Origin of the sequence: Allofrancisella guangzhouensis (assembly GCF_000815225.1) — a bacterium.
Lineage (GTDB): Bacteria > Pseudomonadota > Gammaproteobacteria > Francisellales > Francisellaceae > Francisella > Francisella guangzhouensis.
In genome coordinates this window covers 168,722-186,705 of record NZ_CP010427.1, presented here as the reverse complement: position 1 = coordinate 186,705, position 17,984 = coordinate 168,722, and the positions used below count along the sequence as shown (strand labels likewise).

The window sequence follows — 17,984 nt, the reverse complement described above, 5'->3', positions numbered from 1 at the left end:
TATGGAAGCAATAAACTATAAAATATTATTAAAAAATTTATCTACTCGTATAGAATTATTACGAGGTTATCTTTGACTATGATGTCAAAAAAGAAAAGTTAATAGAAATTTTAATGGAGCTAGAAGATGGCTCTATCTGGGATAATCCTGAGCGTGCACAAAACTTGGGCAAACAGAAAGTTGAGTTAGAGAGTGTGGTATTAACTTGTGAGCATATCACAGAGACCATAGAAGCTTTAAATGACCTTCTTGAGCTAGCAGAAGGAGATGGGGATTTAATCCAGGAAATCACAAAAGATATTCAAGAGGTTGCTCAAGAGGTTGAAAGGCTAGAATTTAGAAGAATGTTTTCTGGGAAGATGGATCCTAATAATGCTTATTTAGACATTCAATCAGGTTCTGGAGGAACAGAAGCGCAAGACTGGGCTGAGATGTTGATGCGAATGTATATGCGTTGGGCTGATAGTCGTGGTTTTAAAGTTACAGTGGATGATGTTTCAGACGGTGATGTTGCTGGTATAAAAGGGTGTACTTTAAAGATCGAAGGTGGATACGCTTATGGTTGGTTGCGTACAGAAACAGGTATTCATAGATTAGTTAGAAAATCACCTTTTGATTCAAATAACAAAAGGCACACATCATTTGCTTCAGTATTTATATCCCCTGAAGTTGATGATAATATTGATATTGAGATTAATCCTGCTGATTTGAGAGTGGACACATATAGAGCATCAGGTGCAGGTGGTCAACATGTTAATAAGACAGATTCAGCTGTGAGAATAACGCATATTCCAACAAATATTGTGGTGCAAAGCCAAAGTGATAGGTCACAGCATAAAAACAGAGATAACGCGATGAAACAGCTTAAGTCAAAGCTATATGAGATGGAGCTACAAAAACGAAATGCTGAAAAAAATGCATTAGAAGATTCAAAATCTGATATTGGCTGGGGAAGTCAAATTCGTTCTTATGTGTTAGACCAGTCTCGTATTAAGGATTTAAGAACAGGGGTTGAAAATACAAATACTCAAGCAGTATTGGATGGTGATTTAGACAAATTTATAGAAGCAAGCTTAAAAAGTGGTTTATAGGATAATTAAATGACAGATAAAAATAATAAAATAGAAGAGCAAGTTTTAGATGAAAACTCACAAATTGCTTTGAGAAAAGAAAAGTTAAAAGTTTTGACTGAGCAAAATAAGGGTATCAGTCATCCAAATAGTTTTAGGAGAAATATCGTTGCTGCATGTCTTCAAGCTAGGTATGCAGACAAGACAAAGCAAGAGTTAGAAGAAGCTGAACACAAGCAAAATTACAAAGTTGCAGGACGTATAGTATTAAGAAGAGTTATGGGAAAAGCTTCTTTTTTTACTCTTCAGGATATGTCTGGAAGAATACAGATTTATCTCAAAAAAAGTGATTTGGAAGAGAGTCAATATGACACGTTTAAGAATCTATGTGACCTTGGTGATATAGTTGCTGTTTCTGGTATTGTGTTTAAAACTAACACAGGTGAGCTTTCTATTCATGCAGATTATTTTGAGGTTTTAACCAAAGCCATTAGACCATTGCCAGATAAGTTCCATGGTTTATCAGACCAAGAAATGAGATACCGCCAGAGATATGTCGATTTAATTACAAATGAAAAAGCACGTGAAGTTTTTAAGGTGCGTTCAAAAGTCGTAAGTTTTATCCGTAACTATTTTGATAAATTAGATTTTATGGAAGTAGAGACGCCGATGATGCATGTTTTACAAGGTGGTGCTGCAGCTAAACCATTTAAGACACACCACAATGCTTTAGATATGCCATTATATTTACGTATTGCTCCAGAACTTTATTTAAAAAGGTTAGTTGTTGGTGGTTTTGAGCGTGTATATGAGATAAATCGTAATTTTAGAAACGAAGGTGTATCTTCGCGCCATAATCCAGAATTTACTATGCTAGAGTTCTATATGGCATATGCTGATTATAATGACTTAATGGATCTAACAGAGGATATGCTTTCTAAGCTTGTACAGGAAGTTATAGGTACACAAATACTTGAATATGGGGAATATAAAATCAACTTTGGCAGTAAATACGAACGTATCTCAATGGTGGACTCAATTGTTAAGTACAATGATGATATTACAAAAGAAGATTTAGCAACCTTTGAATCTGCTAAAAAGATCGCTGATAAGCTAAAAATAAAAGTAGAAGCATTTCATGAGCTTGGACATCTGATAAATGAAATATTTGAAGAAACTGTTGAGCATAAGCTTATTCAGCCGACATTTATTACAGATTATCCAGCGGTAGTTTCACCATTAGCACGTAGACAAGATAGTAATCCAGAGTTTACTGATAGGTTTGAGTTCTTTGTCGGAGCGCGTGAGATTGCTAATGGCTTTTCTGAGCTGAATGATGCCGATGATCAAGCAGAGCGTTTCAGAAAACAAGTTGAAGCAGCTTCCTCTGGTGATGATGAAGCAATGCCGTATGATAAAGATTATATTCGTGCTTTAGAATATGGTATGCCACCAACAGCAGGTCAAGGTATAGGAATTGATAGGCTTGTGATGTATCTAACCAATTCGCAGTCGATAAGAGATGTGATACTTTTTCCTCATATGAAACCTGAAATATCTTAAAATAGTTATAAAGTCCTATAAAAATACATATAATATAGTTAAAGGAATCTAATAGTTTATTAGGGTTTACAAGTGAAAGAAAACTTACCTAGAAAAAAAGTATACTTATTGCTTTTATCGTTATTAATAGTAATAGTAGGCTTTATTTTTTTATCTAAAAATACAGAGCCTAACATGCAACCATCTGAAATGGTTGATAAGCAAAAAGATAAGCCAACTAAATCAACCTTAGAATCGCCTCATAAAAAGTTACTTCCAGATAGAATTATCGGAGGTTTTCTAGATATGAGGGCTTTAAGTTCAGCTAACAATATTGATATGAAAAAAGTAGCTGATGATGGTTATAATGTTATAATTATTGCAAATACAGAGGTGTACGGTACAGATATAAACTTTTCTTCTAATAGTTTAGCCGGTGTTAGTAATCAAACATTTGAAAAAAAGATAGCTGAAGCCAAAAGTGCAGGATTAGATATTGTCTTAGGTGTTGGAGGTATCCCAAATACTTTTTATCCAGGGGCCCAAAAGAATGAGCTTGATCCTAAAATAATAGGAGAGGATTTAACAGACATTCAAATAAATACACTTGCTAATAATATAGTTAAGTTTTTAAAAAAGTATGATATAAAAGGTATCGTTTTTGGAATTAGAAAATTCGTTTCTCCGGGGTTTCTAACTAAACTGATAGCAAGAATTAAGCATATAGACTCTAATTTAGCTATTATATTAAGTCCTAAAGTAAATGATTATAAACTTGTTACTACAGGTCACAGTGATGATTATTCTAGTGCTATTAAATCTGGAAACGTTGATTATTTATTTATACAAGAATACGATGAATACCCACAGTATGATCCTAATTTTATTTCAGAAAGTTACGATAAAATTATCCAAAATGCTGAGGTTCCATTTAAAACAAAAGTTTTGATAATGGAACCAACAGACCCTTTAGCTGGAGGGGGGGTTAACACTGTGTATCATCCTATGGCAGATGCTACAAATTCTCTTACAACATCTCAAGCAGTAGCTTTAATGTTACCACAGCTTGAAAAAATAAAACTTAAGCCAAGATTTTCTGGTATTGTAGGTTGGACTTTAAACGCTGATTATACCTCTGATTTATATGATGATGACCATAAAGCAGGATCTTTTGCTTTAGGATTACGCAATTGTATTTATAAAAATATTTGTGATCCAGGAGTCAGAATTATTAAAGGACCAGTTGTTGCAGGATTTTTACCTTTATGGGGGAAAAGCAGTACGTATAATATTTCTGGTAGACAGTTAAATAGTAACCCTATAAGTATTAAAATGCCAGAGGATAAGGAATATTGTGATGAAAGCCCAGAAGTTTGTAAGTATAACGTTTTCATAGTTGCGTATTTAACTTACACCAGTAGTGCTGGGTTTAAGTTTACTTTTAGTCAAGAAAATGGTGACTCGAAAGAGATATATTCTCCACAAGAGCTTAAGGAGTTTATAGGCTATATGAAACAAAAAGGCAAACATGTCATAGTTTCAATTGGTGGGAAGTTTTCTTATATTGAGTGGCAAAAATTTGATTTCGACGCACTTGCAAAAATTGTTGATAATTATGGTTTTGATGGTGTGAACTTTGATTTATCTCCCCCTGATCTTCCACAAAATAAGCAGATGGTCCAGCAAGCTGCTAAAGAAATTTTAGAATTTGTAAGGTATATGAAATCTACAAACCCAGACTTTTGGTTAACATTTTCACCTGTTTGGACGTATATTGTAGCTCCTTTGGATAAAAATGGAGAAGATAATATTTATCGTAACCAAAGTTATGCTGATTTAATAAATGAAATAGGTGTTAATAACATTAATTATATATGGCTAAACACATATGGTCATTCAGGTATGGATGGCATTTTAGGTTTTTATAAAGGTCCTAAGGGTAACTATATGAAAATTACTTCAAGCGATGGCTACCCTAACTTTATGGCTTCTTTGGCTTGGGCTTTAACAACGCAAGAAGGTTATGATGTGAATAAACCTAAGTATCAAGTAGATCGAGTCCCTAAAATTCCTGCTAATAAGTTAGTATTTACTATCCCAGCTATAGAAGGAGTTACCGCTAGGGGGATGGTATATGCACTTTCTACTAAAGATATTAACAATACTGTTGAATTGATGGAAAAACATAAGGCATCTTTTGGAGGATTTGCACTGTGGAGTATAGATTTTGACGCTATGAAGATCGATCAAGGTGAGCTGTCAGTCGGATATTCGCATCAGTCATGGAGCACTACTGATGCAATAGCTTCTATAAAGCTTCCTCCAATTGTTTCTCAAGTAGTTGATAAATCTAATTTCGCTAAGGCTTATAATAAAAAAAATAATCAAGAATCCTCATCTATTATGGGTGCTGTAATCAAATATCCAGACAATATAGGTACGTATGATGGTAATACAATTATTAGTTATCAAGGTTCAGAATATAAATGCATTTCTCAGTTTGTAGCGGGTTTGTGTAATGATAAAATGTATATGCCTAATGGATTACATGGAGGTTTTGCATGGAAAAAAATCCAAAAAACTGTGGGTGGTAGTACCATTGTTAATGAGCCTGAAAAAATAATCGTCGATGGAGTTTACCAGTATCCTAGTAATATTGGTTCCTACAGTGATGCTGAAGTTGTTATAAGTGGTGATAAAAAATATGAATGTATTATCGGAAAACAAGTTTTGTGTAATAATCTGATTTATGCACCATATGGTGCCAAGGGTTATCTAGCATGGAGTGATATAACAAAAGCAACTAATATAGGAACTCTAATTGTAAGTGGAAACATTAAAAAGCCTAAAGCTGCTGAATATGTTTATCCAAATGGTATAACTTCATATGCCGGTGGTACAACAGTAGCAATAGGTAACGATTTATATAGATGTAGAGTAGGGCCTGAGTCAAAATTATGTTCTATAGAGGCGTATGACCCTTCAGGTGAATATGGTAAAGATGCTTGGGCGAAAATAAATTAAGACTATTTAATAGAATCAATAAGCTCCTGGAGCTCACCTGATTCTTTCATTTCCATTATGATATCACACCCGCCAATAAGCTCACCTTTAACCCAAAGTTGAGGAAACGTTGGCCAGTTTGCGTATTTAGGGAGAGTAGCTCGGATATCAGGGTTTTCTAATATATTTACAAAAGCGAAAGGTTTCCCACAAGATCTTACGGCATTAGCAGCATTAGCTGAAAACCCACATTGTGGCATATTTGGAGAGCCTTTCATATAAAGTATAATTTGGTTTTCTTTTATTTGTTCTTCTATCCTATCTATTACTTTTTGTTCTTCATGTGCACTCATTTTATTTCCTCTTTGTAAGTTAAATGGTTATTCATTTAGAAATTTCATTTAAAAAATGATAGCATATTATATTAAACGGGTATAGTTATCTAATGACTATTCAAAATAAAAACAAATTTAAAGGGAGTTTCATCATGAAATTTGAATTACCAGTACTACCTTATGCTAAGGATGCATTGGAGCCGGTTATCTCTAAAGAGACTATAGAGTATCATTATGGTAAGCACCATCAAACTTATGTTACTAACTTAAACAAGTTAGTAGAAGCAACTGAGCATAACGGAAAAAACCTAGAGGAGATTATTAAAACTGCTAATGGTGGATTATTTAATAACGCAGCTCAAGTTTATAATCATACGTTTTATTGGAACTGTCTTTCACCTGAGAAAACAGAGCCTTCAAGTCAGCTTAAAGCTGCTATAATAGAAACCTTTTGCTCGATAGATAAGTTTAAAGAAGCTTTTTCAGCAGCAGCTATAGCTACATTTGGTTCCGGGTGGGCTTGGCTAGTTAAAGATTCTACAGGGAAGTTAGAAATAGTAACAACAAGTAACGCCGGGTGCCCATTAACAGATAATAAAAAGCCTTTGCTTACTTTTGATGTTTGGGAGCATGCGTATTATATTGATTATCGTAATGCTAGACCTAAATATATAGAAGCTCTATGGGACATAGTAAATTGGGAGTTTGTTTCAGAACAGTTTGCTAAATAAAAATGGCTCCGCCCAAAAATAAACTTCTTAATTTTTTCTTTTTGCATAAAAACTACTTCAGGTCAGCCATGGCTTTTATTTGGTTCTTGAATATATAAATGATTAGAGACACGACTATTCCCACGATAAAACTAAAGATAAATAGACCACTCCAATCGTAATGGTACTGTATATAGCCAGCTAATGGCCCAACTAGGACTCTACCGAGTGAATCTATTGAGCTAAGTATAGCAAACTGCGTTGCTGAAAATTTAACGTTAACCAGACTCATTATCATGGCCACTAAAATAGCTGTACCCATTGCACCGCAAAAGTATTCGACAGCTACAGAGGCGATCATTAAGTTATAGTTTTTGCCTATTATTGCTAAAAGGAAGTACATCAAATTTGCACATGCCATTATAATGCTAAAATAAAGAAAGCTCTTATACACCCCTATTTCTTTTGCTACTACGCCACCAAAAATTAGTCCAAAGATGGTAAAAACTAAAGATAAAGCCTTATAAGACACAGCAATGGTAGTTTTGTCAAACCCTAAATCGACAAAGAACACCGAATTTAAGGAGAAGGCTATAGCGTCGGCTAGTTTATAAGCTACTAGAATTGCTAATATAAGTAAAGCTGAGGTGACTCCTTTTCGAGTCATAAATTCTACAAATGGGCTAATGAAAGCTTCTTTAAAGGTCCTTGGTGCAACAATCTTGGAGCTTTCTTTTAAAAATATAGTAAATATTGGACAGATGATAAAAAAAACTAAAATTACTAACAAAGCATTTGCCCACCCAGAATTTATAATGTGGTTAACGCTTTCATTACTAGAGACTAGGATTAAAGAATCCAAATGGATGGAAGGGTTGATAAAACTGGTAATCTCATAGGGTAAAAAACATATTTGCTCAGGGTTGTAGCTATGATTAAAGCTATCTACTAAAATTAGAAGTATTGACCCAGTAATTAACATACCTATACGATACCCCATTACGGCAACAGCATTCCCTAAAGCTCGTTCAGATTCATCGAGTGTTTCTGTTTGGTATGCGTTAATAGCGATATCTTGTGTTGCTGACGTAAGGCATATCAAAAACGCAATAAAGGCTATTGTTAGAGGAGAGTTAGCAGGTGAAAACCTACTCATTAATGCAATTAGTAGGATCAAAACTATTTGGGTGATAAGTATCCACCCTTTTCTCCTGCTAAATCCTTTAATACTAATTTTATCTAAAATTGGAGCCCACAAGTATTTAAAGGTATACGGCATTGCGATTAATGTTAAAAACCCAATATCTTTAACCTGAATATTATTATCTTTATACCACAGAAATAAAGATGAGGCTGTAAGCATCAAAGGTAGACCAGAAGCATAACCTAATATTAGCATATTAAACATTTTACTTTGCTTGAATGGCGCAATTATTTTCTCTGAAATGGTAGGAGATTTATTCATTTAGCTTGGAATACAAAAATGCTAGCTTATTTTGGTATAGGCTAATTTAAAAGTTTTTGAAAGTAAAGAAGAATAAAAGTAAGAGAGAAGCTAACTAGAAAGCTTAGAGCGTTCTGCTAGTTTTGCCTGTATATAATTGTCTTGGACGACCAATTTTTTGAGCTGGATCGTTTACCATCTCTATCCATTGAGAAATCCAGCCAGATGTTCTAGCAAGAGCAAAGACCGCGGTAAACATTTCTTCAGGTATCCCCATAGCTTTTAATATGATGCCTGAGTAAAAGTCAACATTTGGAAAAAGTTTTCTTTCTATGAAAAATTCATCTTGCAAAGCAATTTCTTCTAATTTCTTAGCTACGGCTAAAAGAGGGTCGTTTCCATTGCCAAGCTTGGCTAGAATTTGCTCACAATTTTGTTTCATTGCAGTAGCTCTAGGGTCAGTATTTTTATATACTCTATGCCCAAAACCCATCAGTCTAAAAGGGTCATCTTTGTCCTTAGCTTTTTCAATAAATTTATTGATATTTGCCATATTACCAATTTCTGATAACATTTTTAAAACAGCTTCATTTGCTCCACCATGTGCTGGGCCCCAGAGTGCTGTTATACCTGCTATAATGGCAGCATAAGGTGAATTACCTGTAGATCCTGATAATCTAACAGTTGAAGTTGAAGCATTTTGTTCGTGGTCGGCATGGAGTATAAAGATTGTGTCCATGGCTTCAACATGAAGTTCATCTGGCTTGTAACTTTGCTCTTCAGCAAACATCATGTATAGGAAGTTTTCAGCATAGCCATATTCTGGGTTTGGCTCCAGAAACTTTTTGCCTTGATTGTGTCTGTAAGCCATGGCTGTTATGGTAGCAATTTTGGCAATTATGTTTTTGGCAACCTCTTCTTGAGGTTCTTTTTGTCCGTTATGAACATGCTCAGCAGCGATCGCATTAACACCGGCAATTAGGCTAGACATAGGGTGAGTATACTTTGGCATGGCAGACACAGCTGCTTTTACGTGCTCACATACCGGCATCTTTGTAATAATCTCTCTTCTGAAAGTTTCTCTTTGTTCGTCTGTTGGTAATTGACCATAAATCAGAGCATAACATAGGGACCTGTAGTTTGACTTTTGTGTCCATTCCTGGATAGGATAGCCTCTATGAAGAAGAACACCTTTTTCCCCATCTATGTAGGTGATTTTAGATTCACACGATGCAGTTGACATAAATCCAGGATCATAAGTGAAAAGGCCATGTTTTACTAAAGATGAAACATCTATGCAGTCATTACCTAGACTAGGAGAATATACAGGTAGATCTATTTCGATATTTTTTTCAGCATATTTAAGTGTAGCGTACTTTGACATTATTTTATAAAACCTCCAAGTAAGAGTTAATTATTTAAAAGGTAGTAAAGTTTTACAGTAAAAAGAAACACACCCTAATAAGCATGTAATCAGTAGTCAAAATAATAAGCTAAACAGTATTTTTTTGCAAATAAAAATTGTTGTTTGCGAAAGTGGCTTATAACTAAATTGAAGAGTTAAAGGTCTTGATGCAGAATGCTTTCAGCATGTGTAAATAGTTCTGGACTTTTATTTATAAATGTTTGAATTTCACTTTACAAAAATATATCATAAAGATGTTAAGAGTGTGAATTTATTTTAGTTTTGCTGTGAAGTTGCTTCGGAGGAATGTCGAGCATGAAAAAAATAACAAATATTGATCTGATGTCAATAAAGTCCTATAACTTTCCCATTACGGCTATAAGCTCAATATTGCATCGCGTAACAGGCGTGATCCTTATAGTGGCTATTCCATTAGTAGTGGTAGGAATGAATTATTCATTAGCAGGGCCAAATGGTTATGAGCAAGTTGTTTTGGCTTTAACGAAAGGCTGGGGTAGCCTATTTTTTTGGGTTTTTTTGTCGGCATTAACTTACCACGTTTATGCTGGCATTAGACATATGATCATGGATGTGGGTTTTGGTGAGAGTATGACTATTGCTAAATTGACCTCAACTATAACAATTATTTTTGGTATTTTATCAGCAATTTTTTGGGGGTGCTTTTTATGGCTGTAATCTCACTTACATCTTCAGGTGTTAAAGATTTTTTTGTGCAGCGAGTTACAGCTGTTATTATTGCTGTTTATTTTGCTTACATACTTATAGAAGCTTTATGTTTATATAATGCTGGAGCACTTAATTACGATAGCTGGCATGGATTGTTTACAGATGGTATGTTTCTTAGAATCCTGACTTTGATGGCCTATTTGTCAGTTTTTTTACATGCTTGGGTTGGTCTTTGGATTATCTGTGGTGATTATATTAAATGTGCATGGGCTTCGGCAACTATTATGTTGAGTTTTATTTTGGTTTATGTGTTTTGTTTTTTTTGGTTGTTTGCAATTTTATTTTTCTATTAAGAGGTTGTTTTTATGAGTATAGCTACACAAGAATTTGACGCTATTGTTGTCGGCGCTGGTGGTGCTGGACTTAGGGCTGCGTTTCAGTTATCACAGTCAGGCTTTAAAACAGCCGTCGTTTCAAAAGTTTTTCCCACAAGGTCTCATACTGTAGCAGCACAAGGCGGTATTGCAGCTGCTTTAGGTAATATCAAATTCGAAGATGATCTTCCATCTGATGATTGGAGATGGCACATGTACGATACTGTAAAAGGATCAGACTATATTGGTGACCAGGATGCTATTGAGTATATGTGTGAGCATGCGCCTCAATCAATTATTGAGTTAGAGCATATGGGTATGCCATTCTCACGTTTAGAGGACGGTAAAATTTATCAACGTGCATTTGGTGGTATGTCAAGAAATTTTGATCCAGCAAACCAAGCTAAAAGAACATGTGCAGCTTCAGATAGAACGGGACACGCTCTTTTGCATACCTTATATCAAGGTAACTTAAAGCATAATACTAACTTTTATACTGAATGGTTTGCTGTAGACCTTGTCAAAGCTGATGACGGCAGTATATCTGGTGTTATAGCTTTATGTATAGAAACTGGAGAGACGGTATTTCTACAATCAAAAATAACAATACTTGCAACAGGTGGGGCAGGTCGTATTTATGAGTCTAGTACTAATGCTTATATAAACACCGGTGATGGTATGGGTCTAGCTTTGAGAGCTGGGTTACCTCTTCAAGATATGGAGTTTTGGCAATTTCATCCTACTGGTATTGCAGGAGCTGGTGTTTTAGTTACAGAGGGTTGCCGTGGTGAAGGTGGTATTTTACGTAATAAAGACGGTGAAAGGTTTATGGAAAGGTACGCGCCTAATGCTAAAGACTTGGCTTGTCGAGATGTTGTATCACGTGCTTCTCAGCAAGAAATTATGGAAGGTCGAGGGGATACTTTTAGTGGCTCTAGCTGTGTGTGGCTAGACCTTACTCACCTTGGCGAAGAAGTTATTGATGAAAGGCTTCCAACAGTTAGGGAGTTAGCGAGAACTTTTGCAGGTGTAGATCCTGTTGAAAAACCTATCCCTGTTGTGCCAACTTGCCATTATCAGATGGGTGGAATACCGACTAATAAGTATGGTCAAGTTATTACTCAAGAAAATGGGGAAGATAAAATTATAAGTGGATTATATGCTGTTGGCGAATGTGCTTCAGTATCTGTACATGGAGCTAACAGGTTAGGAAGTAACTCATTGTTAGATCTGGTTGTGTTTGGTAGGGCTGCAGGGATGCATGCTGAAGAAAGCTTAAAGTCTGGAATGACTATCAAAAAAACTTCTCATGAAAACATTGAGCAAGCTACAGCTAGGATTAAAAAATGGGATACGTCTGAGCAAAGAGGTTGTAAAGAAAAAATTTCTGAATTGAGAAAAGAATTGCAACAGACCATGCAGCAATATTTTTCAGTCTTTAGACAGGAAAACACTATGAAGGAAGGTTTTGATAAGCTTCTTAAATTAAGACAGAGGCTAGGGAATGCAGTGTTAGAAGATAATAGCAGAATATTTAATATGACAAGAATCGAAGCATTGGAGTTAGATAACTTAATGTTAACAGCTATTGCTACAGCTAAGTTGGCTTTAGAGAGAAAAGAATCTCGAGGAGCTCATTCGAGAGTTGACTATCCAGAGAGAGATGACGAGAATTGGATGAGACATACATTATATTTCTTGGATGGAGATAGAACATCTTCTCGTGAAGTTAATATGTCTCCAACGAAGGTAAAAGCCTTTCAACCAGCAGAACGTAAATATTAATACAAGGATTTAATATAATGGACGTAAGATTTAAAATTTACAGATATAATCCGGAAACAGATAAGAAACCTTACTACGATGAGTATACTGTAACGGTTGAAAATGAGGGTGTAAAAGTCTTAACAGCTTTGGAGCTTATCAAAGAGCAAGATCCAACTCTTGCTATGAGGAGGTCATGTAGAGAGGGTGTTTGCGGATCTGATGGTATGAATATCAACGGTAAAAATCGACTAGCATGTATCACGTCTGTTGGAGAGTTAAAGCAGCCTATTAAAGTGAATCCTTTACCTGGATTACCTGTTGTTAGGGATTTAATTGTAGATATGAAACAGTTCTACAAGAATTATGAAAAAGTAAAGCCTTATTTGATTAATGACGAAGAAGCTCCTGCTAAAGAAAGGCTACAGTCTCCAGAGGATAGAGCTAAGCTTGATGGTTTGTATGAATGTATTTTATGTGCTTGTTGCACTACCTCTTGTCCATCATTCTGGTGGAATCCTGATAAGTTTATTGGTCCTTCTGGGCTTTTACAAGCTTATAGGTTTATAATTGACTCAAGGGATTCTGCTACAGAAGAGAGGTTAGAAGCTTTGAAGGATCCTTTTAGTCTATTTAGATGCAGAACCATTATGAATTGTGTTTCTGTATGCCCGAAAGGCTTAAATCCGACAGAAGCAATAGGAAAGATTAGGTCAGCTTTATTGAAAAAAAGTGTATAAACAGTAAATCTAAAATCAGGTGGGTATATGAAAAAAAACCAACCAAATTTTAGCCAGTGGCTGGAAACAACCCAGTTCTTTGGCGGTAACTTGGAATATTTAGAGTCAATTTATGATGACTATATTGTAGGCAATCATGATGGAATAGATCCACAATGGTTGTCTTTTTTTGATTCAGTAGCTAGTGTGACAGATGAGGTTCATAGAGATGTTGTAGAAGAGTTTAAGTATTTAGCTAAAAATAAAGTTAATGCTAGCAGTATGGCAGCTGTTGGTGAAAATGAGATATTATATAAAATAAAGTCTTTGATTAATGCTTATAGGTTTTATGCTTATAAGTCTGCAAACATTGATCCGCTTGGGCTTTTGAAGAAAGATAGGGACCTTGATTTGGATCCAAAAGTCCATGGGCTGAACACTCAAGATCTACAGCAAAATATCAATTTAGGAGTTTTAACTCAAAACAAAGAGCAATCTGTAGAAAGTTTAATTAGTAATCTTAAGTCAATATATGAGGCTAATGTTGGTTATGAATATATGTATATTGACAGTAAAGAAGAAAAAAAATGGCTACAGCAGCATATAGAATCAAACACGCCAATTTCTAAAGAAGAGAAAAAATGGATATTGCAACAGTTAGTTGCAGCAGAGGGATTGGAAAAGTACTTGGCTGTGAGATATGTAGGTCAAAAAAGATTTGGTTTAGAGGGTGGTGAATCAATGATTCCAGCTCTTCAGCATGTTATTGAAAAGTCTGTATCTAGACATTCAACTCGATTTATACAGCTTGGTATGGCTCATAGAGGTAGACTTAATGTTTTAGTCAATATATTGGGTAAGAATCCAAAAGATTTATTTGAGGAGTTCGAAGGTAAACAAAGTGGAAAAAGCTTATCTGGAGATGTTAAATACCATATGGGCTATTCAAACTATCGCAGCATTGATGGTAAAGAGGTTAAAATAGCATTGGCATTTAACCCATCGCATCTTGAGGCTGTTGATCCAGTAGTAGAAGGGGCAGCTAAAGCAATACAAAATAAACTTGATGGAGATGCTCATAATAAGGTTATACCTATACTTATACACGGAGACTCGGCTTTTTGTGGACAAGGTGTAGTCATGGAGACTCTTGGATTCTCCCTGACAGAGGCTTATGGTACTGGTGGTACGATACATATTGTCATTAATAATCAGGTCGGTTTCACTACAAGTAGTAAGTTTGGAGTTAATAGAAGTAGTAACTATTCTACTGATATAGCTAAAATGATTGATGCACCAATATTCCATGTTAATGGTGATGATCCAGAGGCTGTGCTTAGGGCTACAAATATAGCTTTAGAATACCGTATGAAGTTTAACAAGGATGTTGTAATAGATATAGTTTGCTATCGTAGGAATGGTCATAATGAAACAGATGAGCCATCTGGTACTCAGCCAAGAATGTATGAGATAATTAAAAAGCTTCCTACGACACTAAAGATTTATAGTGATAGACTCCAAAATCAGGGAGTTGTTGACGCAGAATTTGTGTCAAGGTTAAACCTGCAATATCGCAGTAAATTAGATGAAGGAAAAGCTACAGTAGATATTCTGGATAGAAGTAGTGTTAAAGACAAGCTAAAGGTTTGTGACTGGCTTCCTTATTTAGGTAAGCAGAAAACCGCATATGACTATAAGCCTATAGAACAAGAGATACTTAAAAACTTGGCATATAAAATGTGTGAAGTTCCTAAAGAAATTGATATTCAGATGCAGGTTAAAAAGACGATTTCTGATAGACTTAAAATGGTAGAGGGTAATATTCCTATTAATTGGGGGTTTGCAGAATCTTTGGCGTACGCAACGCTACTTAAGGATGGTCATACAGTCAGGATCTCAGGGGAAGATAGTGGTAGAGGGACATTCTCACATCGTCATTCTGTGGTTAAGAATATGGACACAAGCTCAACAATAAGGGAATATATACCGCTTAAACATGTAAATGAGAAAGCTAGATTTGATATTATTGACTCTACACTTTCTGAGTATGGTGTATTAGGTTTTGAGTATGGCTACAGTTGTTATAGTCCAGATGCATTAGTAATTTGGGAGGCTCAGTTTGGTGATTTTGTTAACACTGCTCAAGTGGTTATAGATCAATTCTTAGTTGCAGCAGAAGAGAAATGGGGTATATTGTCAGGTTTAACTTTATTTCTACCACATGGTCAAGAGGGAGCAGGTGCTGAGCATTCTTCAGCAAGGTTAGAAAGATTTCTAAGCTCTTGTGCTAATGGTAATATGCAGGTTTGTACGCCAACAACTCCTGCTCAAATCTACCATTTGTTAAGAAGACAAGTAATTAGACCTCTTAGGAAGCCTCTTATTGTAATGACACCAAAAAGTTTATTGAGAAATCCTATGGCTGTTTCTTCCCTAGAAGAGCTTTCAAAAGGGTATTTTGAAAGTGTAATTGACGATGTAAAAGCAGAAGTTGATAAGGTCAAAAAACTTATTTTATGTAATGGTAAGGTTTATTACGACCTTATGCTTAAAAAGCAAGATAATTTTCCAAATACAGCAGTAGTTAGAATAGAAGAACTTTATCCTGTGCCAAATGAAAAATTAGAAGAAATATTTAAGAAGTATAAAAATGCTAAGAAAATTGTTTGGTTGCAAGAAGAGCCGCAAAACAAGGGGGCTTGGTATCATATAAGACATTTCATTGAAAGAATTCTTAGAGATAGTCAAGAACTGTTATGTGTAGCTAGAGAAAGATCTTCAGCCCCTGCTGTAGGTTACCATGCGATGTACGTGAAACAGCAGGAAGAAATTGTTAATAAGGCTTTAGAGATATAAGTTTTAAATTTATTACTAGGAGTAAGTGATGGTAGAGTTGAAAGTACCTATGTTTCCAGAATCAGTAGCAGACGGGACCTTAGTGCAGTGGCATAAAAAAGAAGGCGACTTTGTAAAAGAAGGTGAAATCGTTGCTGAGATTGAAACTGATAAAGTTGTTTTAGAAGTTCCAGCTACAACCTCTGGTCTGTTAAGAAATATCAAAAAACAGACTGGTGATATTGTATTGTCGGAGGAAAGCCTCGCTAATATAGATGTAGATGGAAAGGTTGTTTCTAATAAAGAAGAATCTTCTACCCACGAAGCTAAAAACCAAGTTCAAGCGTCTTCTGGTACAGAAGTTGACGTTAAAGCACCAGTGTTTCCAGAATCAGTAGTTGATGGTACGGTTTCTGAATGGCACAAAAAAGAAGGTGATGTTGTAGCAGAAGGTGATATTCTGGCAGAAATTGAAACCGATAAGGTTGTTTTAGAGGTTCCAGCAGTTTCAAATGGTACATTAGTTAAAATAATTAAAAACGTTGGAGATACTATTTTATCGGCAGAAACTATAGCTAAGATTGTTGAAGGAACTTCTTTAGCGTTGGCAAAAGCTAAGGAAACTAAGGCAGAAGCTGTAGGTAGTAATAATGATCCACATCTAGTTCCATCGGCACGTAAAGCCTTTAATTCAAGTGGTTTGGATTCAGTTGTAGGTATACAAGGTACTGGTAAAAAAGGTCGTATCACCTCAGAGGATATTAAAAAGGCAGTTACTACACCGAGCAATTCACAGTCAGCGGTTGTTCAGCAAGGATCAAGATTTGAGAAAAGAGTTAAAATGACTCGTCTACGCCAAACTATAGCAAATAGGCTTGTAGAGGTACAGCATACAAACGCTATTCTAACTACTTTTAACGAAGTAGATATGAGTGCCGTAATGGAGCTTAGAAATAAATATAAAGATATGTTTTTAAAAGAGCATGACACTAAACTTGGTTTTATGTCTTTCTTTATAAAAGCTGCTACAGAAGCTCTTAAAAAATTCCCAGATGTGAACGCTTCTATAGATGGTGATGAAATTGTTTATCATAACTATTTTGATATAGGTATTGCTGTAGGTACAGATAGAGGACTTGTTGTACCTGTGTTAAGAGATACCGATACAAAATCTTTAGCTGAATTAGAGGTGGATGTGCTTGATAAGGCAATTAAGGGGCGTGATGGTAAATTAAGTTTAGATGATATGAAGGGTGGTACGTTTACTATTACTAACGGTGGTACTTATGGTTCTATGTTATCTACGCCGATCATTAATTCGCCCCAGAGTGCGATTTTGGGTATGCATAATATAGTAGAGCGCCCAGTTGTAATTAATGGAGAGATAAAAATCCGTCCTATCATGTATCTGGCATTATCTTATGATCATAGAATTATTGACGGTAGTACATCGGTTAAATTCTTAAAGATGATCAAAGAATTGCTTGAGGATCCAACTAGAATTCTTCTTCAAGTTTAACCCTTCTACTTATTTTCTTTAAGGTATTCTCAGATGAGTTTGGAATTTATAAAAAGTAAAATTCTGGCTGTGCCAGATTTTCCTAAGGCTGGTATTATGTTTAGGGATATTACTCCTCTTCTAGCAGATCCTCAGGGATTAAGAGTAACAGCACAAGAAATGGCAAAAGAGTTAAAAAAAAGAGATATAAAGCCAACTGTAGTAGCAGGTACAGAAAGTAGAGGGTTCATATTTGGAGTTGCTTTAGCAGAGATTCTAGGGTTAGGGTTTGTACCAGTTAGAAAAGCTGGAAAGCTTCCTCGAGAAACTTATAATGTTAGCTATGATCTTGAATACGGTAGTGATAGTCTAGAAATTCATAAAGATGCTTTTAAAGAAAGTGATAGAGTATTAATCGTAGATGACTTATTGGCTACAGGTGGTACTGCAAAAGCTACAGTGAAGCTCATTGAAAAAACACATGCGCAAGTTGCGGCGCTTATATTTGTCATGGAGCTTAAAGGCTTAGGTGGGAGAGATGTTTTAGAGGGATACAATGTTTCAGCGTTGTTAGAGTTTAAATAGGATTTTAAAGAGA

The 17,984-nt window shown here is 35.4% G+C and carries 14 protein-coding genes; 11 read left to right on the top strand and 3 right to left on the bottom strand.

Features of this window, described 5'->3' with window-relative positions:
* The first annotated feature begins 1 nt into the window (after nt 1).
* From prfB to SD28_RS00900, 3 genes are all read left to right on the top strand, one after another.
* A protein-coding gene (gene prfB, locus SD28_RS00910; protein WP_096334693.1) for a peptide chain release factor 2 occupies nt 2-1,091 on the top strand; the annotation gives its coding sequence in 2 pieces (ribosomal slippage) (nt 2-73 and nt 75-1,091; 1,089 coding nt in all).
* A 9-nt stretch (nt 1,092-1,100) separates the two neighbouring features.
* On the top strand, nt 1,101-2,633 hold the full coding sequence (lysS, locus tag SD28_RS00905; RefSeq protein ID WP_039123190.1) for a lysine--tRNA ligase: 1,533 nt from the start codon (nt 1,101-1,103) through the stop codon (nt 2,631-2,633).
* Nucleotides 2,634-2,705: 72 nt separating this feature from the next.
* Entirely contained in the window at nt 2,706-5,636 is a 2,931-nt protein-coding gene (locus tag SD28_RS00900; protein WP_084593799.1) for a glycoside hydrolase family 18 protein, read from the top strand.
* A 2-nt stretch (nt 5,637-5,638) separates the two neighbouring features.
* Here SD28_RS00900 and grxD read toward each other — a convergent pair whose 3' ends face one another.
* Complete coding sequence (gene grxD / locus SD28_RS00895) at nt 5,639-5,968, bottom strand: Grx4 family monothiol glutaredoxin (RefSeq protein WP_039123189.1); 330 nt, start codon at nt 5,966-5,968, stop codon at nt 5,639-5,641.
* A gap of 134 nt (nt 5,969-6,102) precedes the next feature.
* Between grxD and SD28_RS00890 the strand changes: the two genes are divergently transcribed.
* Nucleotides 6,103-6,681 carry a superoxide dismutase gene (locus SD28_RS00890; protein ID WP_039123187.1) on the top strand — a complete coding sequence of 193 codons (579 nt, stop codon included), beginning with the start codon at nt 6,103-6,105 and terminating at the stop codon, nt 6,679-6,681.
* 52 nt (nt 6,682-6,733) lie between these two features.
* Here the strand turns inward: SD28_RS00890 and SD28_RS00885 are convergent, their stop codons facing one another.
* Nucleotides 6,734-8,125: an AmpG family muropeptide MFS transporter gene (locus SD28_RS00885; protein ID WP_039123185.1), complete on the bottom strand. Its 1,392-nt coding sequence runs from the start codon at nt 8,123-8,125 to the stop codon at nt 6,734-6,736.
* Nucleotides 8,126-8,228: 103 nt separating this feature from the next.
* On the bottom strand, nt 8,229-9,488 hold the full coding sequence (locus SD28_RS00880; RefSeq protein ID WP_039123183.1) for a citrate synthase: 1,260 nt from the start codon (nt 9,486-9,488) through the stop codon (nt 8,229-8,231).
* Nucleotides 9,489-9,824: 336 nt separating this feature from the next.
* Between SD28_RS00880 and sdhC the strand changes: the two genes are divergently transcribed.
* Genes sdhC through SD28_RS00845 form a run of 7 tightly spaced genes read left to right on the top strand, consistent with a single transcriptional unit; the run spans nt 9,825 to nt 17,971 of the window.
* On the top strand, nt 9,825-10,205 hold the full coding sequence (gene sdhC / locus SD28_RS00875) for a succinate dehydrogenase, cytochrome b556 subunit (RefSeq protein ID WP_052251845.1): 381 nt from the start codon (nt 9,825-9,827) through the stop codon (nt 10,203-10,205).
* On the top strand, nt 10,181-10,549 hold the full coding sequence (gene sdhD / locus SD28_RS00870; protein WP_096334692.1) for a succinate dehydrogenase, hydrophobic membrane anchor protein: 369 nt from the start codon (nt 10,181-10,183) through the stop codon (nt 10,547-10,549). Before sdhC ends, sdhD begins: the two co-directional genes overlap by 25 nt.
* 12 nt (nt 10,550-10,561) lie before the next feature.
* Nucleotides 10,562-12,355: a succinate dehydrogenase flavoprotein subunit gene (gene sdhA / locus SD28_RS00865; protein ID WP_039123176.1), complete on the top strand. Its 1,794-nt coding sequence runs from the start codon at nt 10,562-10,564 to the stop codon at nt 12,353-12,355.
* A 17-nt stretch (nt 12,356-12,372) separates the two neighbouring features.
* The gene (locus SD28_RS00860; protein WP_039123173.1) at nt 12,373-13,074 is read left to right on the top strand and encodes a succinate dehydrogenase iron-sulfur subunit; all 702 of its coding nucleotides are present in this window, start codon (nt 12,373-12,375) and stop codon (nt 13,072-13,074) included.
* A 27-nt stretch (nt 13,075-13,101) separates the two neighbouring features.
* Nucleotides 13,102-15,909: a 2-oxoglutarate dehydrogenase E1 component gene (locus SD28_RS00855; RefSeq protein WP_039123170.1), complete on the top strand. Its 2,808-nt coding sequence runs from the start codon at nt 13,102-13,104 to the stop codon at nt 15,907-15,909.
* Nucleotides 15,910-15,937: 28 nt separating this feature from the next.
* On the top strand, nt 15,938-17,407 hold the full coding sequence (gene odhB / locus SD28_RS00850) for a 2-oxoglutarate dehydrogenase complex dihydrolipoyllysine-residue succinyltransferase (protein ID WP_039123168.1): 1,470 nt from the start codon (nt 15,938-15,940) through the stop codon (nt 17,405-17,407).
* Between the two features lie 33 nt (nt 17,408-17,440).
* On the top strand, nt 17,441-17,971 hold the full coding sequence (locus tag SD28_RS00845; protein ID WP_039123166.1) for an adenine phosphoribosyltransferase: 531 nt from the start codon (nt 17,441-17,443) through the stop codon (nt 17,969-17,971).
* The last annotated feature ends 13 nt before the right edge of the window (nt 17,972-17,984 follow it).